Source organism: Aquiflexum lacus (genome assembly GCF_015476655.1).
In the GTDB taxonomy this organism is placed as follows: Bacteria; Bacteroidota; Bacteroidia; order Cytophagales; family Cyclobacteriaceae; genus Aquiflexum; species Aquiflexum lacus.
The window spans coordinates 43862-62908 of record NZ_JABFHF010000002.1 but is presented as its reverse complement, the minus strand read 5'-3'; the positions used below and the strand labels follow the sequence as shown (position 1 = coordinate 62908).

14 protein-coding genes are annotated in these 19047 nt (G+C 38.7%); 2 read left to right on the top strand and 12 right to left on the bottom strand.

All coding sequences use genetic code 11. The features are described 5' to 3' along the window. Window positions 1-147: 147 nt before the first annotated feature. The 7 genes from HMJ38_RS02290 to HMJ38_RS02260 all read right to left on the bottom strand — a co-directional run bounded on the left by HMJ38_RS02290 (window position 148) and on the right by HMJ38_RS02260 (window position 11481). The gene (locus tag HMJ38_RS02290) at window positions 148-2391 is read right to left on the bottom strand and encodes a glycine-rich domain-containing protein (protein ID WP_194972765.1); all 2244 of its coding nucleotides are present in this window, start codon (window positions 2389-2391) and stop codon (window positions 148-150) included. A 278-nt stretch (window positions 2392-2669) separates the two neighbouring features. Further along, a complete protein-coding gene (locus tag HMJ38_RS25495) occupies window positions 2670-5012 on the bottom strand; it encodes a glycine-rich domain-containing protein (RefSeq protein WP_194972764.1) in 2343 nt (780 codons plus the stop codon). Window positions 5013-5620: 608 nt separating this feature from the next. Next, the gene (rho, locus tag HMJ38_RS02280; protein WP_194972763.1) at window positions 5621-7414 is read right to left on the bottom strand and encodes a transcription termination factor Rho; all 1794 of its coding nucleotides are present in this window, start codon (window positions 7412-7414) and stop codon (window positions 5621-5623) included. Window positions 7415-7608: 194 nt separating this feature from the next. Further along, on the bottom strand, window positions 7609-8301 hold the full coding sequence (gene recO, locus HMJ38_RS02275; protein ID WP_194972762.1) for a DNA repair protein RecO: 693 nt from the start codon (window positions 8299-8301) through the stop codon (window positions 7609-7611). Beyond that, a complete protein-coding gene (locus tag HMJ38_RS02270; protein WP_194972761.1) occupies window positions 8298-10424 on the bottom strand; it encodes a PorZ beta-propeller-like domain-containing protein in 2127 nt (708 codons plus the stop codon). Before HMJ38_RS02270 ends, recO begins: the two co-directional genes overlap by 4 nt. Before the next feature lie 136 nt (window positions 10425-10560). Beyond that, entirely contained in the window at window positions 10561-11148 is a 588-nt protein-coding gene (locus tag HMJ38_RS02265; RefSeq protein ID WP_194972760.1) for a thymidine kinase, read from the bottom strand. Window positions 11149-11154: 6 nt separating this feature from the next. Then, window positions 11155-11481 carry a 2Fe-2S iron-sulfur cluster-binding protein gene (locus HMJ38_RS02260; protein WP_194972759.1) on the bottom strand — a complete coding sequence of 109 codons (327 nt, stop codon included), beginning with the start codon at window positions 11479-11481 and terminating at the stop codon, window positions 11155-11157. Window positions 11482-11520: 39 nt separating this feature from the next. Between HMJ38_RS02260 and HMJ38_RS02255 the strand changes: the two genes are divergently transcribed. Both HMJ38_RS02255 and HMJ38_RS02250 read left to right on the top strand, forming a co-directional pair. Next, window positions 11521-12681: a hypothetical protein gene (locus tag HMJ38_RS02255; protein ID WP_194972758.1), complete on the top strand. Its 1161-nt coding sequence runs from the start codon at window positions 11521-11523 to the stop codon at window positions 12679-12681. Window positions 12682-12952: 271 nt separating this feature from the next. Further along, entirely contained in the window at window positions 12953-13534 is a 582-nt protein-coding gene (locus tag HMJ38_RS02250; protein ID WP_194972757.1) for an HD domain-containing protein, read from the top strand. 21 nt (window positions 13535-13555) lie between these two features. Here HMJ38_RS02250 and rodA read toward each other — a convergent pair whose 3' ends face one another. From rodA to HMJ38_RS02225, 5 genes are read right to left on the bottom strand one after another with little or no spacing between them, the layout of a single operon-like run. Further along, a complete protein-coding gene (gene rodA, locus HMJ38_RS02245; protein ID WP_194972756.1) occupies window positions 13556-14830 on the bottom strand; it encodes a rod shape-determining protein RodA in 1275 nt (424 codons plus the stop codon). A 3-nt stretch (window positions 14831-14833) separates the two neighbouring features. Further along, window positions 14834-16633: a penicillin-binding protein 2 gene (gene mrdA, locus HMJ38_RS02240; protein WP_194972755.1), complete on the bottom strand. Its 1800-nt coding sequence runs from the start codon at window positions 16631-16633 to the stop codon at window positions 14834-14836. Continuing rightward, a complete protein-coding gene (locus HMJ38_RS02235) occupies window positions 16633-17154 on the bottom strand; it encodes a rod shape-determining protein MreD (RefSeq protein WP_194972754.1) in 522 nt (173 codons plus the stop codon). The genes mrdA and HMJ38_RS02235 overlap by 1 nt, the downstream gene beginning before the upstream one ends. Continuing rightward, a complete protein-coding gene (gene mreC / locus HMJ38_RS02230; RefSeq protein ID WP_194972753.1) occupies window positions 17147-17980 on the bottom strand; it encodes a rod shape-determining protein MreC in 834 nt (277 codons plus the stop codon). Before mreC ends, HMJ38_RS02235 begins: the two co-directional genes overlap by 8 nt. 7 nt (window positions 17981-17987) lie before the next feature. After that, on the bottom strand, window positions 17988-19016 hold the full coding sequence (locus tag HMJ38_RS02225; RefSeq protein ID WP_194972752.1) for a rod shape-determining protein: 1029 nt from the start codon (window positions 19014-19016) through the stop codon (window positions 17988-17990). Window positions 19017-19047 lie beyond the last annotated feature (31 nt).

Here is a 19047-nt window from a genome sequence, read left to right as displayed (position 1 = left end):
TTAAGAAAATATAAAAAGATTATTTGTGCCATTAAAATGCATTTATTCGTCTATCTTTTTTGATTCACACTAAAAAATCTGAACCATAAAGTATAAAATCAAAAATTACCAAATGGTATTCCTAAACCACAAAAAATTTTGAAAGAATCATTGTTTCATAATTTTCAAATATTCTGCCTTCTGACCCCAAGTAATCTCGAGGAGATAAATCCCTCTTGAAACATTTTGAAACTCTTCCAAGATTAATCCCGAAATCTCACGGAGATTCTTACCTTTAATTACTCTATTTACCATTGTAGGCGAAATAAGTTTTACCGTTAAATCCTCCCCATTGTATTCTTTTTCATTGATCAATTCCAAGCTAAACCTTTCACCGCTATTGGGATTCGGGAAAGCTCGCCAAACACCGTTCACTTGATTTAGGGATGGTAGGCGAACAGATATTGTTTTTGACAAACTAGCGTTACCATTGACATCAAACTGCCTGATTCGATAATAAGCAAAATTACCTATCAGTGGTAAGTTATCATCACTAAACACATATGCAACAGGATTATCCGACCAGCCCAATCCAGGTTCATTTCCTATCACTTCCCAATTATTTATATTTTGTAGCGATCTTTGAATTTCAAAATGGGAATTACCCAGCTCTTTGGCAGTTGACCACTTTAAGTCAACCGATTTGGTCTCCCTTTTAAAAAAAGCATCAAAATAAAGGTATTCAACCGGTAAAATCCGGTAAGAAATCCGGATAATAACCATACCGGCAGAACCTGCTCCACCATTATTCCTTCCGGCTCCTCCTCCAGAACCTGTATTTGCTCTGCCGCTTCCACCTATCCCTACTCCCACAGAGCCATCACCATCTCCTCCCAATGAAATCCCAGAAAAAGAACCTCCTGTACCAGCACCATAAATTTGAGCAGGGTTCCTTCCTGTGGATCCTCCTCCACCGGCAAAGCTATTTTGGACATTGGGAATATTCAACAGAATATTCAAACCCACACCATTCCCACCATTACCCGGATTGTTATTTGCTCCATTTGACCCGGGACCACCTGCACCCCCACCGCCGCCGCCATTAAGTTGGTTGCCATTGCCTCCTCTTCTGCCATTACCACCTGAATTTGTCTGATTTCCAGAGTTTCCTCCTCTTGTTCCCTGACCATTTCCAGGATTGTTATTTGCAGCTGCACCTCCTCCTGAACCTCCTGCTGAGCCATTTCTCGCAGCAGCTGATGAAGAACCGCCCCCACCACCGCCAAAAGAATTTATACCTAAAAAGGAGGATAGGGTCCCGTTCGCACCTCTTTGATTTAGCGAATTTGATCCTGTTCCACCACTTCCAACGGCAACGGGATAAGAGGCTCCCACGATTAAAGGCAGTCCGTCCCTATTTGAAATGGCTCCTGCGCCCCCGCCTCCTGCTGCTTCTCCGCGACCGGCCCCACCCCCTCCAGCTACGACTGCCACCATGACATCTACAATTTCTTCGGCAAGCCCAATAGAGGGCATCGTGAAAGTATCTGAACACCTATAGATATAAACTGCATCGTAACCAGAAGGGGTCTCTATGATTTCAGTTTGCAAACATTCCTGAAAAGGACAATTACCTACTGCAGCTCCACCAGACAATACATTTCCAGAGGGTGCTTTATTAAGGCGCAATGGAGATCCGGAGCTATTCAGATTATTTCCGCTGATTATCCCATTATTGTTGAATGCCCCGGCTACCGAAATACTATTACACCTGTTGGAGTTTAAATTGTAAATCCCACTATTACTATTGAGTTGAAGAGCACCTCCTATAGAAAGGTTACCAGAGAAATTGACTGATACATTCGAATTAATGTTAACTGAGCCTCCGATAGCTGTATTTCCTTCCAATGAAACATTGGAGTTGCTGTTGAAATTAACAGCTCCTCCAATCGATAGAATTCCATTACTAAAGAATGTAGCATTACTGCTGACATTCAAACCTCCCGGGATGATCATTTCTCCGTAATTATAGATGGACTTATTGGAATTGATATTACCGGAAAAAGTCATCAACCTGTAATTGTTGATGGTCCAGTTTCCATTAAAATCATTGTTGATCTGTATCTCACCGAAATTATCTAAACTGCTTAAACTGGATAATTGGCTGAAGGATCCATTCCAAGAAGCTCCATTGCCAATACAGATTCTAATGTTGCTACTGTTGTTAAAAAGTACTTGAGAAGTTCTGTTTCCAGTAATGCATACAATGCTGCCATTACTGATTACTCCATCAGGAGCAGCATTGCCATCAATAATTACGGTACAGGAAGTACATTGGGCGGCAAGCTCTTTTGAATCAAAAAAGAGTGACACCAATAAAAATAAAAAACACAAAAATATTTTGGTCTTCATACCAAGTTCCAGATCAACTCTAAACTATTAAGTATTTTAATTGCCAATCGCTTAAAATAAAAAGATAACAATGGGAGATTAACGTTTTCGTTATCTATTTTAAGAGCAAAGGAATTATTTGGGATGATAATTATAATGCAATTAAAACTTAAAAATGCTTTATTCAAAGAATGATTCAATATTTCGTTAAATTATTGATTAATATCAGTTTAAGAACTCTCGAGAAGCTTTGAAACAATGCGCTAAGCTTTATTTAATCAGAAAAAAAAACTCCAAAGCTACCTGAAAATAAGTCGATGGTATTCTATTTCACTTCCATTGGATATCACGAGCATATAAACTCCTTTTGAAGTGATTTTTAAATGTGATAAGATATTTTCGGAAAGTAAATCTAAATTGACCCCTTCAAAATTTCTAATGAAGCCATTCGGATGAATTAACTTAATTTGTATTTTCTCGTCTCTAAGGCCATTCAAATTCAGCAATTCAATATTCAATTTGTCACCATGGGTAGGATTTGGATAAACTACCCAAATTCTGCCATTTTCTTGCGTGGGAGGTATTCTAACCGAAACAATTTTACTCATCGAGAATTGACCATCCAGATCCACTTGTTTGAGTTGATAATAAACCATTCCTCCTGCAAGAGGCAGTTGTGAATCGGTAAACATATAATCAACAGGACTATTTGACCAACCCATTGCATTGACATCTCCCAAGCTTTTCCAATCTCTAATATTTCCTATCGATCTAAAGATTTCAAAATGGGAGCTTTCCCATTCCTTGCCAGTTGCCCAATTTAAATCCACCGTACGCTCCTCACTTTTGAAATTCACATCAAAATGAAGGTATTCTACCGGCAAAATTCTAAATGTCTGCCTGACAATAACAATGCCGTTGGCTCCGGCACCACCATTTCCAGAGGTGGTTGCACCTCCCCCTGAGCCTGTGTTTTGTCTCCCATTTCTATTTGCCCCTGTTCCATTGGCTGTACCACCAATACCAGAAGAACCTCCAACACCATTAGTTGTATTACCAATACCACCACCTCCAGCTGAATAGATAACAGAACTTCCAGTAATATTTTTACTTATACCTGAACCACCATTTCCTCCGGAATTTCCGTTCCCATCATCACCATCACCGGAAGCTCCACCGCCTCCACCTCCTCCTCTATTATTACTGTTTCCTTGTCTATTACCAGTTCCACCATTACTCCCTAACCCAGGTGAAAGACTTTCATTTGATCCACCCAATGCATTTCCACCAGAATTAGAATCATTTCTAACATCATTCGAAGCAGCTCCTCCCCCACCAGAACCGCCAGAATTACCAGTTCTTACACCTGAATTTGTAGAACCTCCCCCTCCTCCTCCACTGACTATTAATCCAAGGAAAGATGATTCTGATCCATTACGTCCACTAGCATTAGTATTTGTAGACCCAATTCCACCTTTACCCACAATTACAGATTCAACTGTTCCAAAAGGCAACAATTCGGAAGTAATGTAAATCAGCCCACCGGCTCCTCCTCCTCCAGCACTTGTACCTCTTCCTCCTCCACCGCCTCCGGCCACAATCAGGACCTCTGCTTCATCGACGGGTTCTTCATTTTCATTAGTGCCAGGAATATTCCAAGAAGTATTACAACGAATAATAAAAACCCTCTCAAACGTAGTTTCTGAACCAGGTAAAATAATAGTTTCTAAACAAGCCGAAGAAGAACAGGTATTGTCATTTTCAGGGGACTGGAAACAAGATCCTGTTGGTGTTTTTCCGGCCGCAATAGACGAACCACTTGAAAGAACAATGAAATTGGTATCTGGTCCATTCAAGTTCAAAGAACTGTTTCCACTATTCGTAATCGTTAAAGTTCCTCCTACTACTACACCTGCACTACCTGACAAATGCATAGGAAATCCATTAATTTGCATGTTTCCAGTAGCCCTAATTATACCATCTCCAGAAACATTTACTTGACTTCCACCAGAATTAGTTGAATTAAGTGTATTTGTATTGAATTCCCCTTGAATGTTTAAAGCACCGCCTCCTTCTAAACGTGTTTGATCTATTACAATGAAAATTGTGTTCTCACCTACATTGACAGCTTGGCCTGAACCGGAATTTAAAAAAGTGAGGTCATTGACTTGGACAAAAGTTTGTGGTTCTAAATTTGATGCATTGACCACATTAAATGTTGCCCCAGCACGAATTCCTAAAGTTCCCCCTACTAAAAACCTACCTCCGTCATTAATCTGAAAATTAAAAAGATTTCCACCACTATTATTTACTGTTAGGTTCCCCGAAAAATTTACTTCGCCTCCCGAATTGACTGTTAAGGAAGCCATATTTCCACTCCCGATATTTGTATTTCCAACTCTTTCAATTGGGTGGTTAATTACTATTTTTATAGGGCAATTAGGATTCCAAACAGGCCCCAGTGGAGGTACATTAGCTGCATTTTGAGTAGGACATCCATCTGGATTAGTCTTCACCCAAGCTGCCGCATCATTCCAGTTTGTACTAAGACCTGAGGTGGTATAGGTCTGAGAAAATACCGGACGAATGAAGAAAAGTAATAGGCAAATGCCGGAAAGCATTTTTACACAAACTGATTTCATTTTAAACTTTGGGTGATTTAAATGCAATCTTTTAAAAGGTTGAGGTAATTATTTGCATAACCATTATAAATGGATCTTGTTTGATTTTATGGGAAAGAATTGAAGCATAGTCAATCATTTTTAAACGCTAGAACTTAATAAAGTAGGTTTATTATATTATTTTTTACCCAATATATTCAACAATTTAATCCGAAATGTTGATTTATAAAGGTAAAATTTGGGGTGAAATTTTTATTTAGATATAGTAGAGGTGACCAAACTTAATTTAAAATTAATGATAAACCGGGATGAAGAAACCTAAATTTCCCAACCTATTACCTTTTGATATAATAACTTACTTACCTTGGGTGAAAGGTGCACTATCTAAGTAGTGTAAAAATGGAATTAACCTTTTTGATTTCCTAAAATCAAGGCATTAAAATGCGAAGAACATTACATTTGTCAATTATATATTAAAATAAGCGAGGCAAATTTAATTTTCAAGTAAATAGTATAACTATAAATAGACATAAAATTTAAAATTCGAGTTTTCACACTATAGAAATGACAAAAAAAATAGCCCCATTAAAAAAACAGGACTATTTAAAATTATATGTAGTTTTTTTTGATTAGCTATTCATACTGATTAAAAACTCAACATTGTCCCGGGTACCTTTCATCCTTTGTAAAATGAATTCCATGGCTTCTTGGGAAGTCATGTCTGACATGAGTTTTCTAAGTATCCAAACGCGCTGCATCTCCTCTTTGTCCATCAATAGATCTTCTCTTCTTGTTCCTGATCCAGGTACATCGATGGCAGGATAAATCCTTCTGTTGGAAAGCTTTCTGTCCAAGGCCAATTCCATGTTTCCTGTTCCTTTGAATTCTTCAAAGATCACTTCATCCATTTTGGAACCGGTTTCAACCAAAGCTGTTGCAATAATGGTCAAAGAACCACCATTTTCCACATTTCTTGCGGCACCAAAGAATCTTTTTGGCTTGTGCAATGCGTTAGCATCGACACCACCTGATAGGATTTTACCTGAAGATGGGACCACTGTATTATATGCCCTTGCCAATCTGGTGATAGAATCCAGCAGAATCACTACATCATGCCCACATTCCACCATTCTCTTGGCTTTTTCCAAAACTATGGTAGCAACTTTCACATGTCTGTCTGCTTGTTCATCAAAGGTGGAAGAGATTACCTCAGCTTTCACTGACCGTGCCATCTCTGTCACTTCTTCAGGTCTTTCATCTATCAAGAGAATCATCAAGTGAACCTCAGGATGATTCTCAGCTATAGCATTTGCTATTTTTTGCAACAGAACTGTCTTACCTGTTTTTGGCTGGGCGACAATCATTCCCCGCTGCCCTTTACCAATAGGAGCAAAGAGGTCTAAAATTCTGGTAGAATAATTATCTGATTTTGTAGAAAGATTTAATCTCTCTTCTGGGAATAAAGGAGTTAAATATTCAAAGGGAATTCTGTCCCTGATTTCTTCTGATGTCTTACCGTTGACAGTAATAACTTTTAAAAGGGCAAAATACTTTTCCCCCTCTTTCGGTGGGCGAATCGTACCTTTGATATGATCCCCGGTTTTTAAACCAAATAGTTTGATTTGGGAGGGGGACACATAGATATCATCCGGTGAGGCTAGGTAGTTGTAGTCCAATGAGCGCATAAACCCATAACTCTCAGGCATTATTTCCAAAACACCTTCGTTTTCAATAATTCCTTCGAATTCTTTTACACTGACATAAGGCTTCCTTTTGGAAGGAACCATTTCAGCCGAAGGAATATGAACTTCATCTATATTTTTGAAATTCTTTCTTCGGGGAAGCTCCACTTCTGAATCTGAAACAGAACTTTGTGCAGGTGAAGCAATCGGCTCAGGATCATCTACAACTTTCCTTCTGGGTCTGATAAATTTTGGCTTTTCTTCTTGATTCGGCAAAGGTTGATGCACAGGAGGATTGGAAGCTTTTTTAACTTCAGGTTTAACTTCAGGCTCTTTTGGAGCTACCTTCTCTACTCTTGGAGCTTCAGGTTTTTTCTTAGGCTCTACCTGTTTTTTCTTGGGTTCTTCCTGTTTAGGAGGATCGCTTTGAGTTTCCTTTTCTTTGGGCAATGCTGTTACATTCTCCCTTTTGAATTTTGACTGGCTTTCAGCTGATTTGGATTTGGGTGATTCGGTTACTGCTTCAGAAGCCGGTGTATTTTCCTTTTCTGATTTTTCTGAATCTACTGATGAAGGCTTCTTTTTTGGCATGGCCTGCTCGGGAGTGATCGCCTGTTGGTCTAAAATGGCGTAAACAAGGTCGTCTTTTTTAAGTGTTTTGAAATTTTTAACACCTAACTCCTCAGCAATGTCTTTCAATTCAGAAAGAAGTCTGATTCTTAGTTCTTCTATGTTATACATAAAAAGCTTATGAAATTAATTAATAAGATGTGTGAGATTAGTAATGAATTTGTATTGAGTATTACTGAACTGAATTAAAAAGATATTCAGGATAGTTGAAACCCACGGGGAACGGATTTTCGGATACTATAACGATGCAATATTAACCTTTCATTAGGTAAATACCAAATTTTTGGTCATCCAAGAAATATATTTTATTCCAGCAACTGCCTGAGCACCTTGACAGACTTCCATTCAAATGAAGATTCCAAGTGTTTGGAGTAGAACATGAGAAAATGATCAAGTAGCTTCTTTCTGTGCATGGCATGTACTTTTTGGGTACAGGCAAACGATTTTTCTATCAATAAATCCAAGTAATCCATTTCCGCTTTCATCTGTCCGGGATGGTAGGACTCATCCGTCAGTTCATTGAAAAATGAAATGGCATCATTGGGCGCAAACCCAAGAAATTTTGAACTTTCCCACAAAAATACAAGCGGAAAATGTACCAAAACAACTGATTCATCATCCAACAATTCCAAAGAATATGCTATGAAGTCATAAAATTCATCATTTTGATAACCCTCATAGATCGATTTTCCCAAAACCTCACCCATAAACATGGCTATAGATGACCTCTGAAAATCAAAAGGTATTCTTTCGTATGCTTTGGCGAGCTTCACCTCTGAAATCCTGTTTAAACTTGTACCCTCTTTGTCATAAACTATCAAATCCAATTGGGTCAAAGGCTGATAAAATGCCATTTTGCTTTTTGGCCCCTTTGACCTGACCCCATTGACAATATATGATTTCAAGCCCAGATCTCTGGTAAATATCCGGACAATGATCGAAGTCTCCCGGTATTTCAAAAATGAAATGACAAGCCCTTTGGTTTTTATTAGCTTCATAAAACCACAAATTTCCCTGATACCCGCTCTTGTCCTAATGCATCAATGACATACACCAAATAAACTCCCGGTCCGGGCCTTCCTCCTAATCCTTCCATGATATTCCAAGTAGCTTTTCCCCCACGTACTTGCGCGCTATAAACTACCCTGCCCGCTGAGGTTGTTATTTTTATTTGGGAAAAATCAGTCAATCCTTCTATGCTCAGATCACCTGAAAAATCAGGTCTAACCGGATTTGGAAAAATCTTCAATTGGGATAGACTTTCAAACGCGACCATGCTATTTGTCCTAAAGGAAAAAGCAGCATTAGGCTGCACAATCAACAGTTCACCAGATATGGGGTCTAAAGTAAGACTTTGGATTAAAGCCGAAGTCAAGGGACTATTGTCTACTGTATAATGGCCAAGCCTTCTATCACCAAGCTCAGAAAATTGCCATATCCCATCCCTTTCCGTACCAAACCACTTTGTCTGATCTGGGGCAGTTAAAACAGAGGTGATTGATACTCCACTTAACAATTGTCTGTTGTCAAAGATGGGAAAAACAGCATTTATAGGACTACTGGAGTTTACAAACTGAACAAAAGGCAGGTAAAACACACCAGTTGATGTCCCAACCCAGAGATTTCCCTCCAAATCAATATCCATATCCCTGATTTCTGCATTTGGGAGATTTCCTTGATTGGTGGAGTTGCTCAACAACCTATTGAGACCTGTGCTTTCATTGAAAACCCTGATCCTGTTTTGACCATTTGGTGGCGTCTGCAATATCCATAAGTTACCTGATCTGTCCACAATAATTTTACGCGGAAATTGAAGGCCCTGAACCTGAACTTGGCTGATATCACCATTTCCCGATAGCTTGTACAAGCCTCCAAAATCATTGAAAATACCTATCCATAGTAAGTTCTCATGCTGCACTTCCAAAGCACCAATACTTTTGTTAGGAGAAGATCCGGGTAAAACAATCTCTTGTAAACCCGCATCTGATCCTTTCCATAATCCACTCCCTATGGTTCCGAAATAATCGGAATCCCGAAAAACGGTTTTTGAAATAACATGATCCGGAGTAATGGCTTCAGACCAATTACCATCTTTCAGCACCGAGCTAGTATTGCCAACTGAAGTAATGGGAGCTCCACTGAACTGAAATCCTGCAGGAAGTGCCCATGTGCCATTTTTGTCCCAATGAAAACCATTGACAGCAGATGAAGGTCCGTTGGGGCCAATATGGATGTTAGCAGAAACGTGAAATATGCCCTTACCTACTTGACTGATATAGATATCATCTTCTACAATATGAAAATCAAAAATCTCCCTTGAATCTTGATTATAGACTTGCAAAAAAGAACCGCCTTCATCCACTTGATAGATAGCGTTTGAGTCTGAAAAAAATAATTGATCTTCAAATTTTTTCAGACTGATAACATTGTCTGCACCTATCATCCAGGATAAATTTCCTTGTTCAAGAATATATATTTTATTGTCCGAGCCGATCAAATAAACAGCTTCTTCAGCAACAGCGAGTCTTCGGATTTCTATTACCAAATTCAAATTTTGTAGATGCCAATTCCTAAAATCATTTAGATTTTCATCCTTGTCGCCGATAATCAGTCCTAGAGGTGTCGCTAAGTAGTAAGATTCGGAATCCTCATCAATATCCAGAACTTCCAAAGCCGATCCATTTGGTCCAATATTGATAAAGGATGAAACGAAAGCAGCTTTTTGTGGGTCGATTACTGCAATTCCAAAATCACCGGTCAGATACACAAACCTACCTAGCGTTTTGGCTGATTTAATATTTTTATTTGAGATAAGGGGATTGTCTCGGATAGAAGTCAGGCGCTGAACATTCTTTTCCCCCACCAGGTCAACAGTACCATCTTGATATCCGACTATCAATTTTTTTGATGCCGGATCGAAAGCAGAAGCAGTAAATGACTGTGAGTAAAGACCATCTATTACCGTCAAAGGCTTCGGATCTAAATCATTTACCGAAAAATAAAAAAGCGAAGACTTTCCTTGGGAAAAAACTGTTTGGTTGCTCCCTGTCAGATAACCTCCTTCCAAATAAGAAGTATGGATCCGCCAACTACCCACGGATATCTGGGATTGTCCAATCACTGTTTGGCTGCAAAAAACAAACAAAACCTGAAAAATGAGGAACCAGAAAAACTTTACTGAAGGACAATTTTTAAGACAAGTTATGCGGATTCTTCTAGCAAACAAGCCATCTAATTTCCTCATAATATATTCCTCCTTATTTACTTTTGCCTTCAAAAAAGCACTTTCTACATCTAGCCTCGTAACTTTCTTTCTCTCCCAAAACTACTTTGTCCTTTACTTCCATTAATCTGTAAGAGTAGGATGCCAAATCTCCACATGTCATGCATATTGCATGGACTTTGGTGACATATTCGGCTATGGCCAGTAATTGGGGCATCGGTTCAAAAGGTATTCCCTCAAAATCCATATCCAAACCTGCCATGATGACTCTTTTCCCGGAATTGGCCAGCACATTGGCTACATTGATAATCCTGTTATCGAAAAACTGGACTTCATCTATTCCAACCACATCACAGTTCCCCGCCAAAAGTATGATATCATCCGCAAACTGTACCGGAGTGGAGCGAATCGCGTTTTCATTGTGCGAAACCACATCGAGCTCATGATACCTTTTATCAATCGAAGGCTTGAATATCTCTACTTTTTGCTTTGCAATTAAGGCCCTGTTGAGCCTTCTGATCAACTCTTCTGTTTTACCGGAAAACATCGAGCCACATATGACCTCGATATGTCCCTTTTTATCCGATTGCTTTGATTTCCCTATTGTAGGTTCTATGAACATGCTTTTTCAATCAGTATAATCCATATGTGGAAATTTGTTTTCCTCAGCCACTTTCACCCGAATTTCCCCTTTAATTAGATTTGCTTGGCAAGATAATCTTTCGAAAGTCTTTAACCTGTTGTTTTTCCTGAAAAATTCTTCACGGTCTGTCAATGGGGATAGGTTTTCCATCCCTTCCTTTACAATGATTTTGCAAGTGGTGCACCTTCCTTTTTTTCCACAAGCATGCATCCAATCAATATAGTTTTCATGGATTAAATCTATAACTTTACGTAGATTATCCTTTGATTGGATCTCACGATGATTTAAATTCTCGATAATAATTTTGAGCATGGTTTGTGCTTAATTAGATTAAAAAGTCCTTCACATAATATGTCCGTAAAGATAAACAGCAATTACGTAGAAAACTACGCCAAGGAATTCAGCAAGCAGATCTGCGACCAGTACTTTTCTCAAAAAAAGTATATGACAGGCCACGAAATCATTACCCTTAGTCCAAGTCCCCAAGTCAACTTTTTTATCATCAAAACAATTTTTGAAGCATGGCAATTGGAACTTGAAAAACTTAAAAGCAGTCCTTATTTTGATTATAGAGACAAATCAGTGCATGAAGCGCTGAAAGATTTTATGAATGTACTGTCCCGGACCATAAAGATTGAGCGATCATATTTCGAACCGCTCATCATTCGGGCTGTCATTGATTCCATAGCATTGGCAATAGACCCATTGACATTTTATTCCAATGAGTTTGAGAAAGTCCAAAATAATCAGGTCAATCAGTCTCTGAAAGAAAACAAAAAGTATTATAAATGGCACAATAGCCTTGTATTTAACCTGATTGACAAGGCAGGTCTGGAACAGTCTCAGCAGGCATATAAAGAAGCATTGAGGGTCAATTTTTCCAATCAAAAAAATAGCTTGGAAGATTTCAGAATCCTGCTGAATAGTATGGGACAAGTTCGGTTTATTGATTTTGATGAAGTTATGAATAATGAAATCGAAGAAATTAAACCTGAAAAGACAAAGGCTGTAGAAGAAAAACCAATTCAGGAAATCCCAAAGCAGGAAATCGAAGTAGATAATACTTTTGATAAAGAAACATCAAGTCAACCCATCGTGAATGATAATATTGAAAGGAATGATGAGTTTGAGAATGACGAGGATGAACTTTATATAGAAAATATAGCCGCTTTCAAACAAGGAAATGTTGCTACAACAGCAAATGCGATAGATCCATTGCAGGCATGGGCAAAATTCGAAACAGAGGAATATTCCATCATGAAAGGAACGATAAAAGAACTTTCTGAGAGCGTTGGTTTAAATCAAAGGTTCATGTTCACCAAAGAACTCTTCGACGGTAACCCTGACCTGATGAAGCATGCACTCAAGTCCATTGACACCTGTGAAAGTTTTGTGGAAGCGATCAATCTCATCAATGATAGATTTGTAGGGGAATTAAAATGGGACAAAAACTCTGACGTTGTCATTGAGTTTCTGCAATTGGTATTTAGAAAGTTTGACCAAAAAGACTAAAAGCATAAGAATAAATATAAACCGAATATTAACTATATATTAATATAATTTATATATTGGAAAAACTTCTGTAATATCAGTTTGGTAACTAATGATAAACAGTATTTCTTTGTTGAAGATGTCATATTATTGCCCAAAAATCAAAAATATTTTCCGATAACCTTTATTTGCTTATGGTTTCTTATATCAATTTGGTTTATAATTTATATTTTAGTACCAAACATACTGTATAATCCTTTATTTAAACTTTTTGAATGAAAAATATTAAAAAATGAAAGGTTACCTGAAGCTTAGACGTATAGTTTTGACCAAATTGGAAAATGGTCTTCCAAGACATTTAACTTATCATAATCTTGATCATGTTTTAGATGTACTTAATGTTTGCAATCAGTACATCAAAAGAAATAAGATAAAAGGGGATGATGCTTTTTTGCTCAGAATTGGAGCTATTGTTCATGACATGGGTTTTTTAAAAACAAATATCAATCATGAAGAAGTGGGGGCAGAGATGGCGGCAAACATTATGGCGTCTCTGGATATGGACCCTAAACACATTGAAATCGTAAAAGGTCTTATACTAGCGACCAAAATTCCACAAAATCCCCAAACAGAACTTCAAAAAATTATTTGTGATTCTGATCTAGATTACTTGGGACGCGGTGACTATCCAGAAATAAGCAGTAGATTATATTTGGAGTTCAAGGCAACTAACGTTATCAAAACAGATCAAGATTGGAAAAATCTTCAAATTTCATTTCTGACTAAACACGATTTTCATACCCCTTTTGCAAAACGATACAGGGATCCGAGAAAACAGTATTGGTTAGAGAAGATCCATGAAAATCACGTTTGATCATATTTCTCTAAGTTAAAGTTATCCCATTCTGCTCAATTGCTGAATCCTGTGAGAATCCAACTTGATAAAAATAAACAAGAGAATGGTAAATGACCAAAGGGAAGATCCTCCATAACTAAAAAACGGCAAGGGAATCCCCACTACCGGGAACAGGCCAATTGTCATAGAAATGTTGATGACAAAATGAAAGAGCAAAATGGAAACGACACAATATCCATAAATCCTTGAAAATCGGTTTTTCTGTCTTTCTGCCAGCATCACCAACCTGATTAAAAGAGTACAAAACAAGACGATCACCACCAAGCTGCCCATCCATCCAAATTCTTCCCCAAGCGTACAGAAAATGAAATCAGTGTGCTGCTCCGGAACAAAATCAAACTTGGTCTGGGTACCCTCCAAATATCCTTTACCTACAAATCCCCCTGATCCGATGGCTATTTTCGATTGGGTGACATTCCATCCTACGCCCAAAGGATCAATATCAGGATTGAACAACACCATGATCCTGTTTTGCTGATGTTCGGGCAACTTTGATACTACATAATCAAGACTGTAGGAATATGCTATAACAACAATGCCTATCACTCCCAAAATGATCCCCCTTGACAATTTTTTCTTTCCCAATAAAAAAATAATGGCAATGACAGCTACCACCGCAATCGCTAGATTTAAGTTGTTTTCAATGGCTAAGGACAATAATGAAATAGTAACAAAACTAAGGGCCAAGGCATAATAGGACTGTGGCATGCCTTCCCTGTACAACATGATAAAAAATGAAGAATACACCATCGCTGTACCAGTATCGGGTTGTAACATAATAAAGATTACGGGAAGCATGATGACAGCTATGGCCTGACCTTGATATTTGATCTGAGAAAGATCAAAAGCCGGTCTTTCCATAAATTTTGCAAGGGCAAGTGCAGTGGCAAATTTGGCAAATTCAGCCGGTTGAAGTCTAAATGCACCGATCTCAAACCAAGCTCTTTGACCATTGATTTCTTTGCCAAAAAAAGGAGTAATCAACAGAAAAAACAGAAAAATCAAATAAAGGGGAATAGCCAGGTTTTCAAATAGCCTGTAATCTGCAACCATGATCACAATGATCAAGAGAATAGCCGTTCCAATCCAAACAAGTTGTTTCCCGGAATTGATAGAAAAATCAAAAATACTTTTAGCTGCCTGCTCATCATAAACAGCCGCATAAATATTAAACCAGCCTATAATGACCAGCGTAGCATAAATGGAAATAGAAATCCAATCAATTTTATTGATATATAAATCGTCCTGCCTCACAGTCTACATAAATTTCCCGGCTTTCACATACTCTTCCAAATCAGGTCTTGTAATCTCCCCTCTGATATATTTTTCAATCATCAAACTGGCAGTACTGGCAGCAGCTCTACCACCCCAACCTGCATTTTCTACATACACCGCAATGGCAATTTTTGGATCTTCTTTAGGCGCAAAAGCTATAAAAACTGAGTGATCTTCACCTTGTGGATTTTGGGCCGTCCCAGTTTTACCTGCGATGGTTATGTCTTTGATAGCGGCTCTCGCAGCCGTCCCAAATATTGCCTCTGCCATGGCATCCTGCACCAGATCAAAATGATGGGCATCAACCCCAACCTCATGTTTGACCTGAAATTCCAAAGGTATTTGGGTAGGATCACCGTTCACCGCCTTGATCAAATGTGGAGAATAATAAAATCCTTTGTTGGCGAAAATTGCTGCCAAGTTTGCCATCTGCAAGGGTGTTACCAACATTTCTCCCTGGCCAATTGAAAGGGAATAGATGGTGGAATATTTCCATCTTCCCTCTCCGTATATTCTATCATAAAGCGAACTCGATGGGATGGAACCTCCTTTTTCATTTCTAAGATCTATCCCCAAGGTACCACCAAGTCCAAATTTAAGAACGTACTCTCTCCATTCATTCAAACCTACCTCAGTATCTTTGAAGGTGTTTGAAGAAACCTCCCTATTGATCATTGCGCGATAGGCTTGATGATAATAGGGATTACAGGAATTCCTAATAGCTCCAAATAGATTCACAGGACTTGGGTGGTTATGACATGCCACCAAAGACCTGTTACAGCTATAAGTCGTATTGGGGGTCAAAACCCCCATTTGAAGTCCGACAAGTGATTGTACTATTTTAAAGATTGACCCAGGAGGGTACATGGCCATAATCGGCCTATTAAACAAAGGTTTACTTTCATCACTGTTCAAGACCATGTAATTGGATCCGAATTTGGCACCGGTCAGAATATTTGGATCATAAGTAGGAGCTGAAATCATGGCAAGCACTTCACCTGTTTTTGGTTCAATGGCCACTACAGAACCTCTTTTTCCTGCCATCAACTGTTCTCCATAAAGCTGGAGATCCAGATCTATTGTAGAAGTCAGGTTATTCCCCGCAACAGAAGCAGTGTCAAATTCCCCACTTTTAAATGCTCCTTTATCCACGCCCCTTACATTGACCATTTTGTACTTGACACCTTTGACACCCCTCAATTCCTTTTCATAGAATCCTTCAATCCCACTCAATCCCACATAATCTCCCTGTGTATAATATCCTGAACTGTCTCTCTCGATCTGAGCGGAACTTATTTCACCAATATACCCCAGGGCATTGGCCCCACTTGCCTGTGGGTAGGCCCTGACTGACCTTGTCATTACAAACAAACCCGGATAATCAATCAGATAATCTTGAATCCGTGCAAAATCAGTGGTTGAAATCTGCTTGATCAAAGGTGATGGCTTGACCGAGGAATACATTCTTGCCGCAGCATAAGTTTCTTCCAAGTATTCTTTTTCTATCTGAAAAATCTCACAAAATCTTGTAGTATCCCCTACCTGAAACTCCCGGGGAATTATCATGAGATCAAAAATAGGGTTATTGTAGACAAGAATTTTTCCTTTTCTGTCATAGACTAAGCCTCTGTAAGGATGGTCTACTACACGTTGAATGGCATTCCTTTCTGCCCTTTTTAAAAAACTATCATCAGCTACTTGAATCAAAAAAAGTTTTGTCAATAGAACTATCCCCACCAGAATTACGGCGATGATTATAGTAATTTGTCTTTGGTCATTCATTAAATTCCTCTCCTTCTCCTGTATAACAACAGTTGGACAATTATACTCATAATAAATACAAAAATAGCACTGCCAATAATTTTTTGGACAGAAGACATAAATAAATCCGTGCCCAGACTCTCAATATAAAAAAATATGGAATGATGAATCAAAATCAAAGGTAAACTGTAAGACAAAAACCACCCAAAGCCCATATTCAAAATACTTGGCATAAGATCGTCATCGTACCCCCCTGTAGGAACCAAAACCTGCAACCATCTATACCGGATAAAACCAACTGCAACAAGTGCTGCTGTATGAATACCCATTGTATCATAAAACAAATCTACTCCCAGACCCAAAATAAAACTGATCAATAATGTCGGTATGGTCTTAACCTGAACGGGTAAGAGCAAAATGAAAAAGATATAGAGAAAACAAAATGCAATACCGAATAAAACAAGATTTTTCAAAATCAAAACCTGAAATAAAAAATAAAAGATTCCTCCTGTAACCAAAGTCAATATCCTGCTACTACTCATATTTTAGACCAGTTGATTGATACAAAGAGTCCAATTCCTGCTGTTGAAAGTTTTCAACAAGGTAAACATAAGAGATTTTGGAAAAATCGGTCGCCAGTTCAATGGTAATATCCAGGTAATTGGTTTCCGGACCCGGCTTTATTTCGACGACAGTTCCAATAGGAATGCCTTCAGGAAAAACCGCGTTATAGCCAGAGGTAACAATCTTATCACCCTTCTCTACGACCACGTGCCGTGGGACATACATCAGCTTAGCCATCTTGGGGTTATTGCCATCCCATTTCGTAGAGCCAAAGACGTCATTAGATTTGATTTTGGAAGAAATGAGCAATTCAGTATGCAGGAGGGAAATGATTGAAGCATAGTTTTTGCTGACATTTTTTACTCGCCCCACTACTCCTTCTTCATTGAAAACTCCCATTCCCTGCTTAATCCCATGGTTAGAGCCTTTGTTGATGGTAAGATGGTTTTGGGTAAGTCTCAAGGAATTATTGATGACTTTAGCACCTTTAAACTGAAAAGTACTTGACAATAAACTATCCAATTCAATAAAAACACTGTCTGCAGGCTGCCTTAATTTTTCCAACTCTGCTAAAAGTTCTGCATTTTTATCTACAAGACTCTTATTGACAGAAGAAAGTGAAAAGTATTCGACGACATCATTTTGGGCACCAAGCATTGACCCTATAAGTTGATTGGAACTATTGAAAAATGCCGCCCCTTGTTGTGAATTATGGGATGTAATCATCCAAATGGCAATTACTTCCAAGAGCACAAACAAAAGGAATGCACGGATTTTATATAAAAAGAGTAGTATGCGTTGCATTCAAAGATTAAGTCATCAGTACTGTCCTGAAATTATTGATATTTTTCAGAGCTGTACCTGTACCCCTCACCACAGCCCTTAATGGATCTTCTGCTATGTGTATTGGCAATTTGGTCTTTTGATGCAATCTCTTGTCTAGCCCTTTAAGCAATGCTCCTCCACCTGTAAGATGAATGCCATTGTCATAAATATCGGCTGAAAGCTCCGGAGGGGCTATTTCCAAGGCTTTCAGTACTGCCTCTTCAATTTTGGAAACAGATTTGTCGAGCGCAAAAGCAATTTCAGAATAGGATACTTTGATGACTTTTGGAATACCGGTCATCAGATCCCGTCCTCTGATTTCGTAATCTTCAGGCGCATCATCCAATTCAGTCAAAGCCGACCCAATTGCAATTTTAACCTTCTCTGCGGAACGTTCACCAATCAAAAGATTATGTTGTCTCCTCATGTAATCCAGGATATCCTTTGTAAAAGTATCCCCTGCAACCCTGATGGATTGGTCCGCGACAATACCCGATAAGGCAATCAATGCAATTTCAGTTGTACCTCCACCAATATCCACAATCATGGAACCCATCGGCTTTTCAATATCTATGCCTATACCGATGGCAGCTGCTATTGGCTCATAGATCATATATACTTCCTTGGCACCAGCATGTTCGGCAGAATCACGCACGGCTCTTTTTTCCACTTCAGTAATACCGGAGGGAATGCAGATGACCATTCTATGGGATTTTGGAAACATCCCCTTTTTATGACCAGGAATCATTTTGATCAGGCCTCTGATCATTTGTTCCGCCGCATAAAAATCAGCAATCACACCATCTTTCAAAGGTCTGATGGTTTTGATGTTCTCATGGGTCTTTTCGTGCATGTTCATGGCGTCCTTCCCGACTGCCAATACGCGGTTATTGGTCCTGTCTATTGCAATGATCGATGGCTCATCCACAACAATTTTGTCTTTGTGTATAATAAGTGTATTGGCTGTACCAAGATCGATAGCAATATCACTGGAGAAAAAATCGAATAATCCCATTATGTTTTTTGGTTGATTTGATGATAGATAA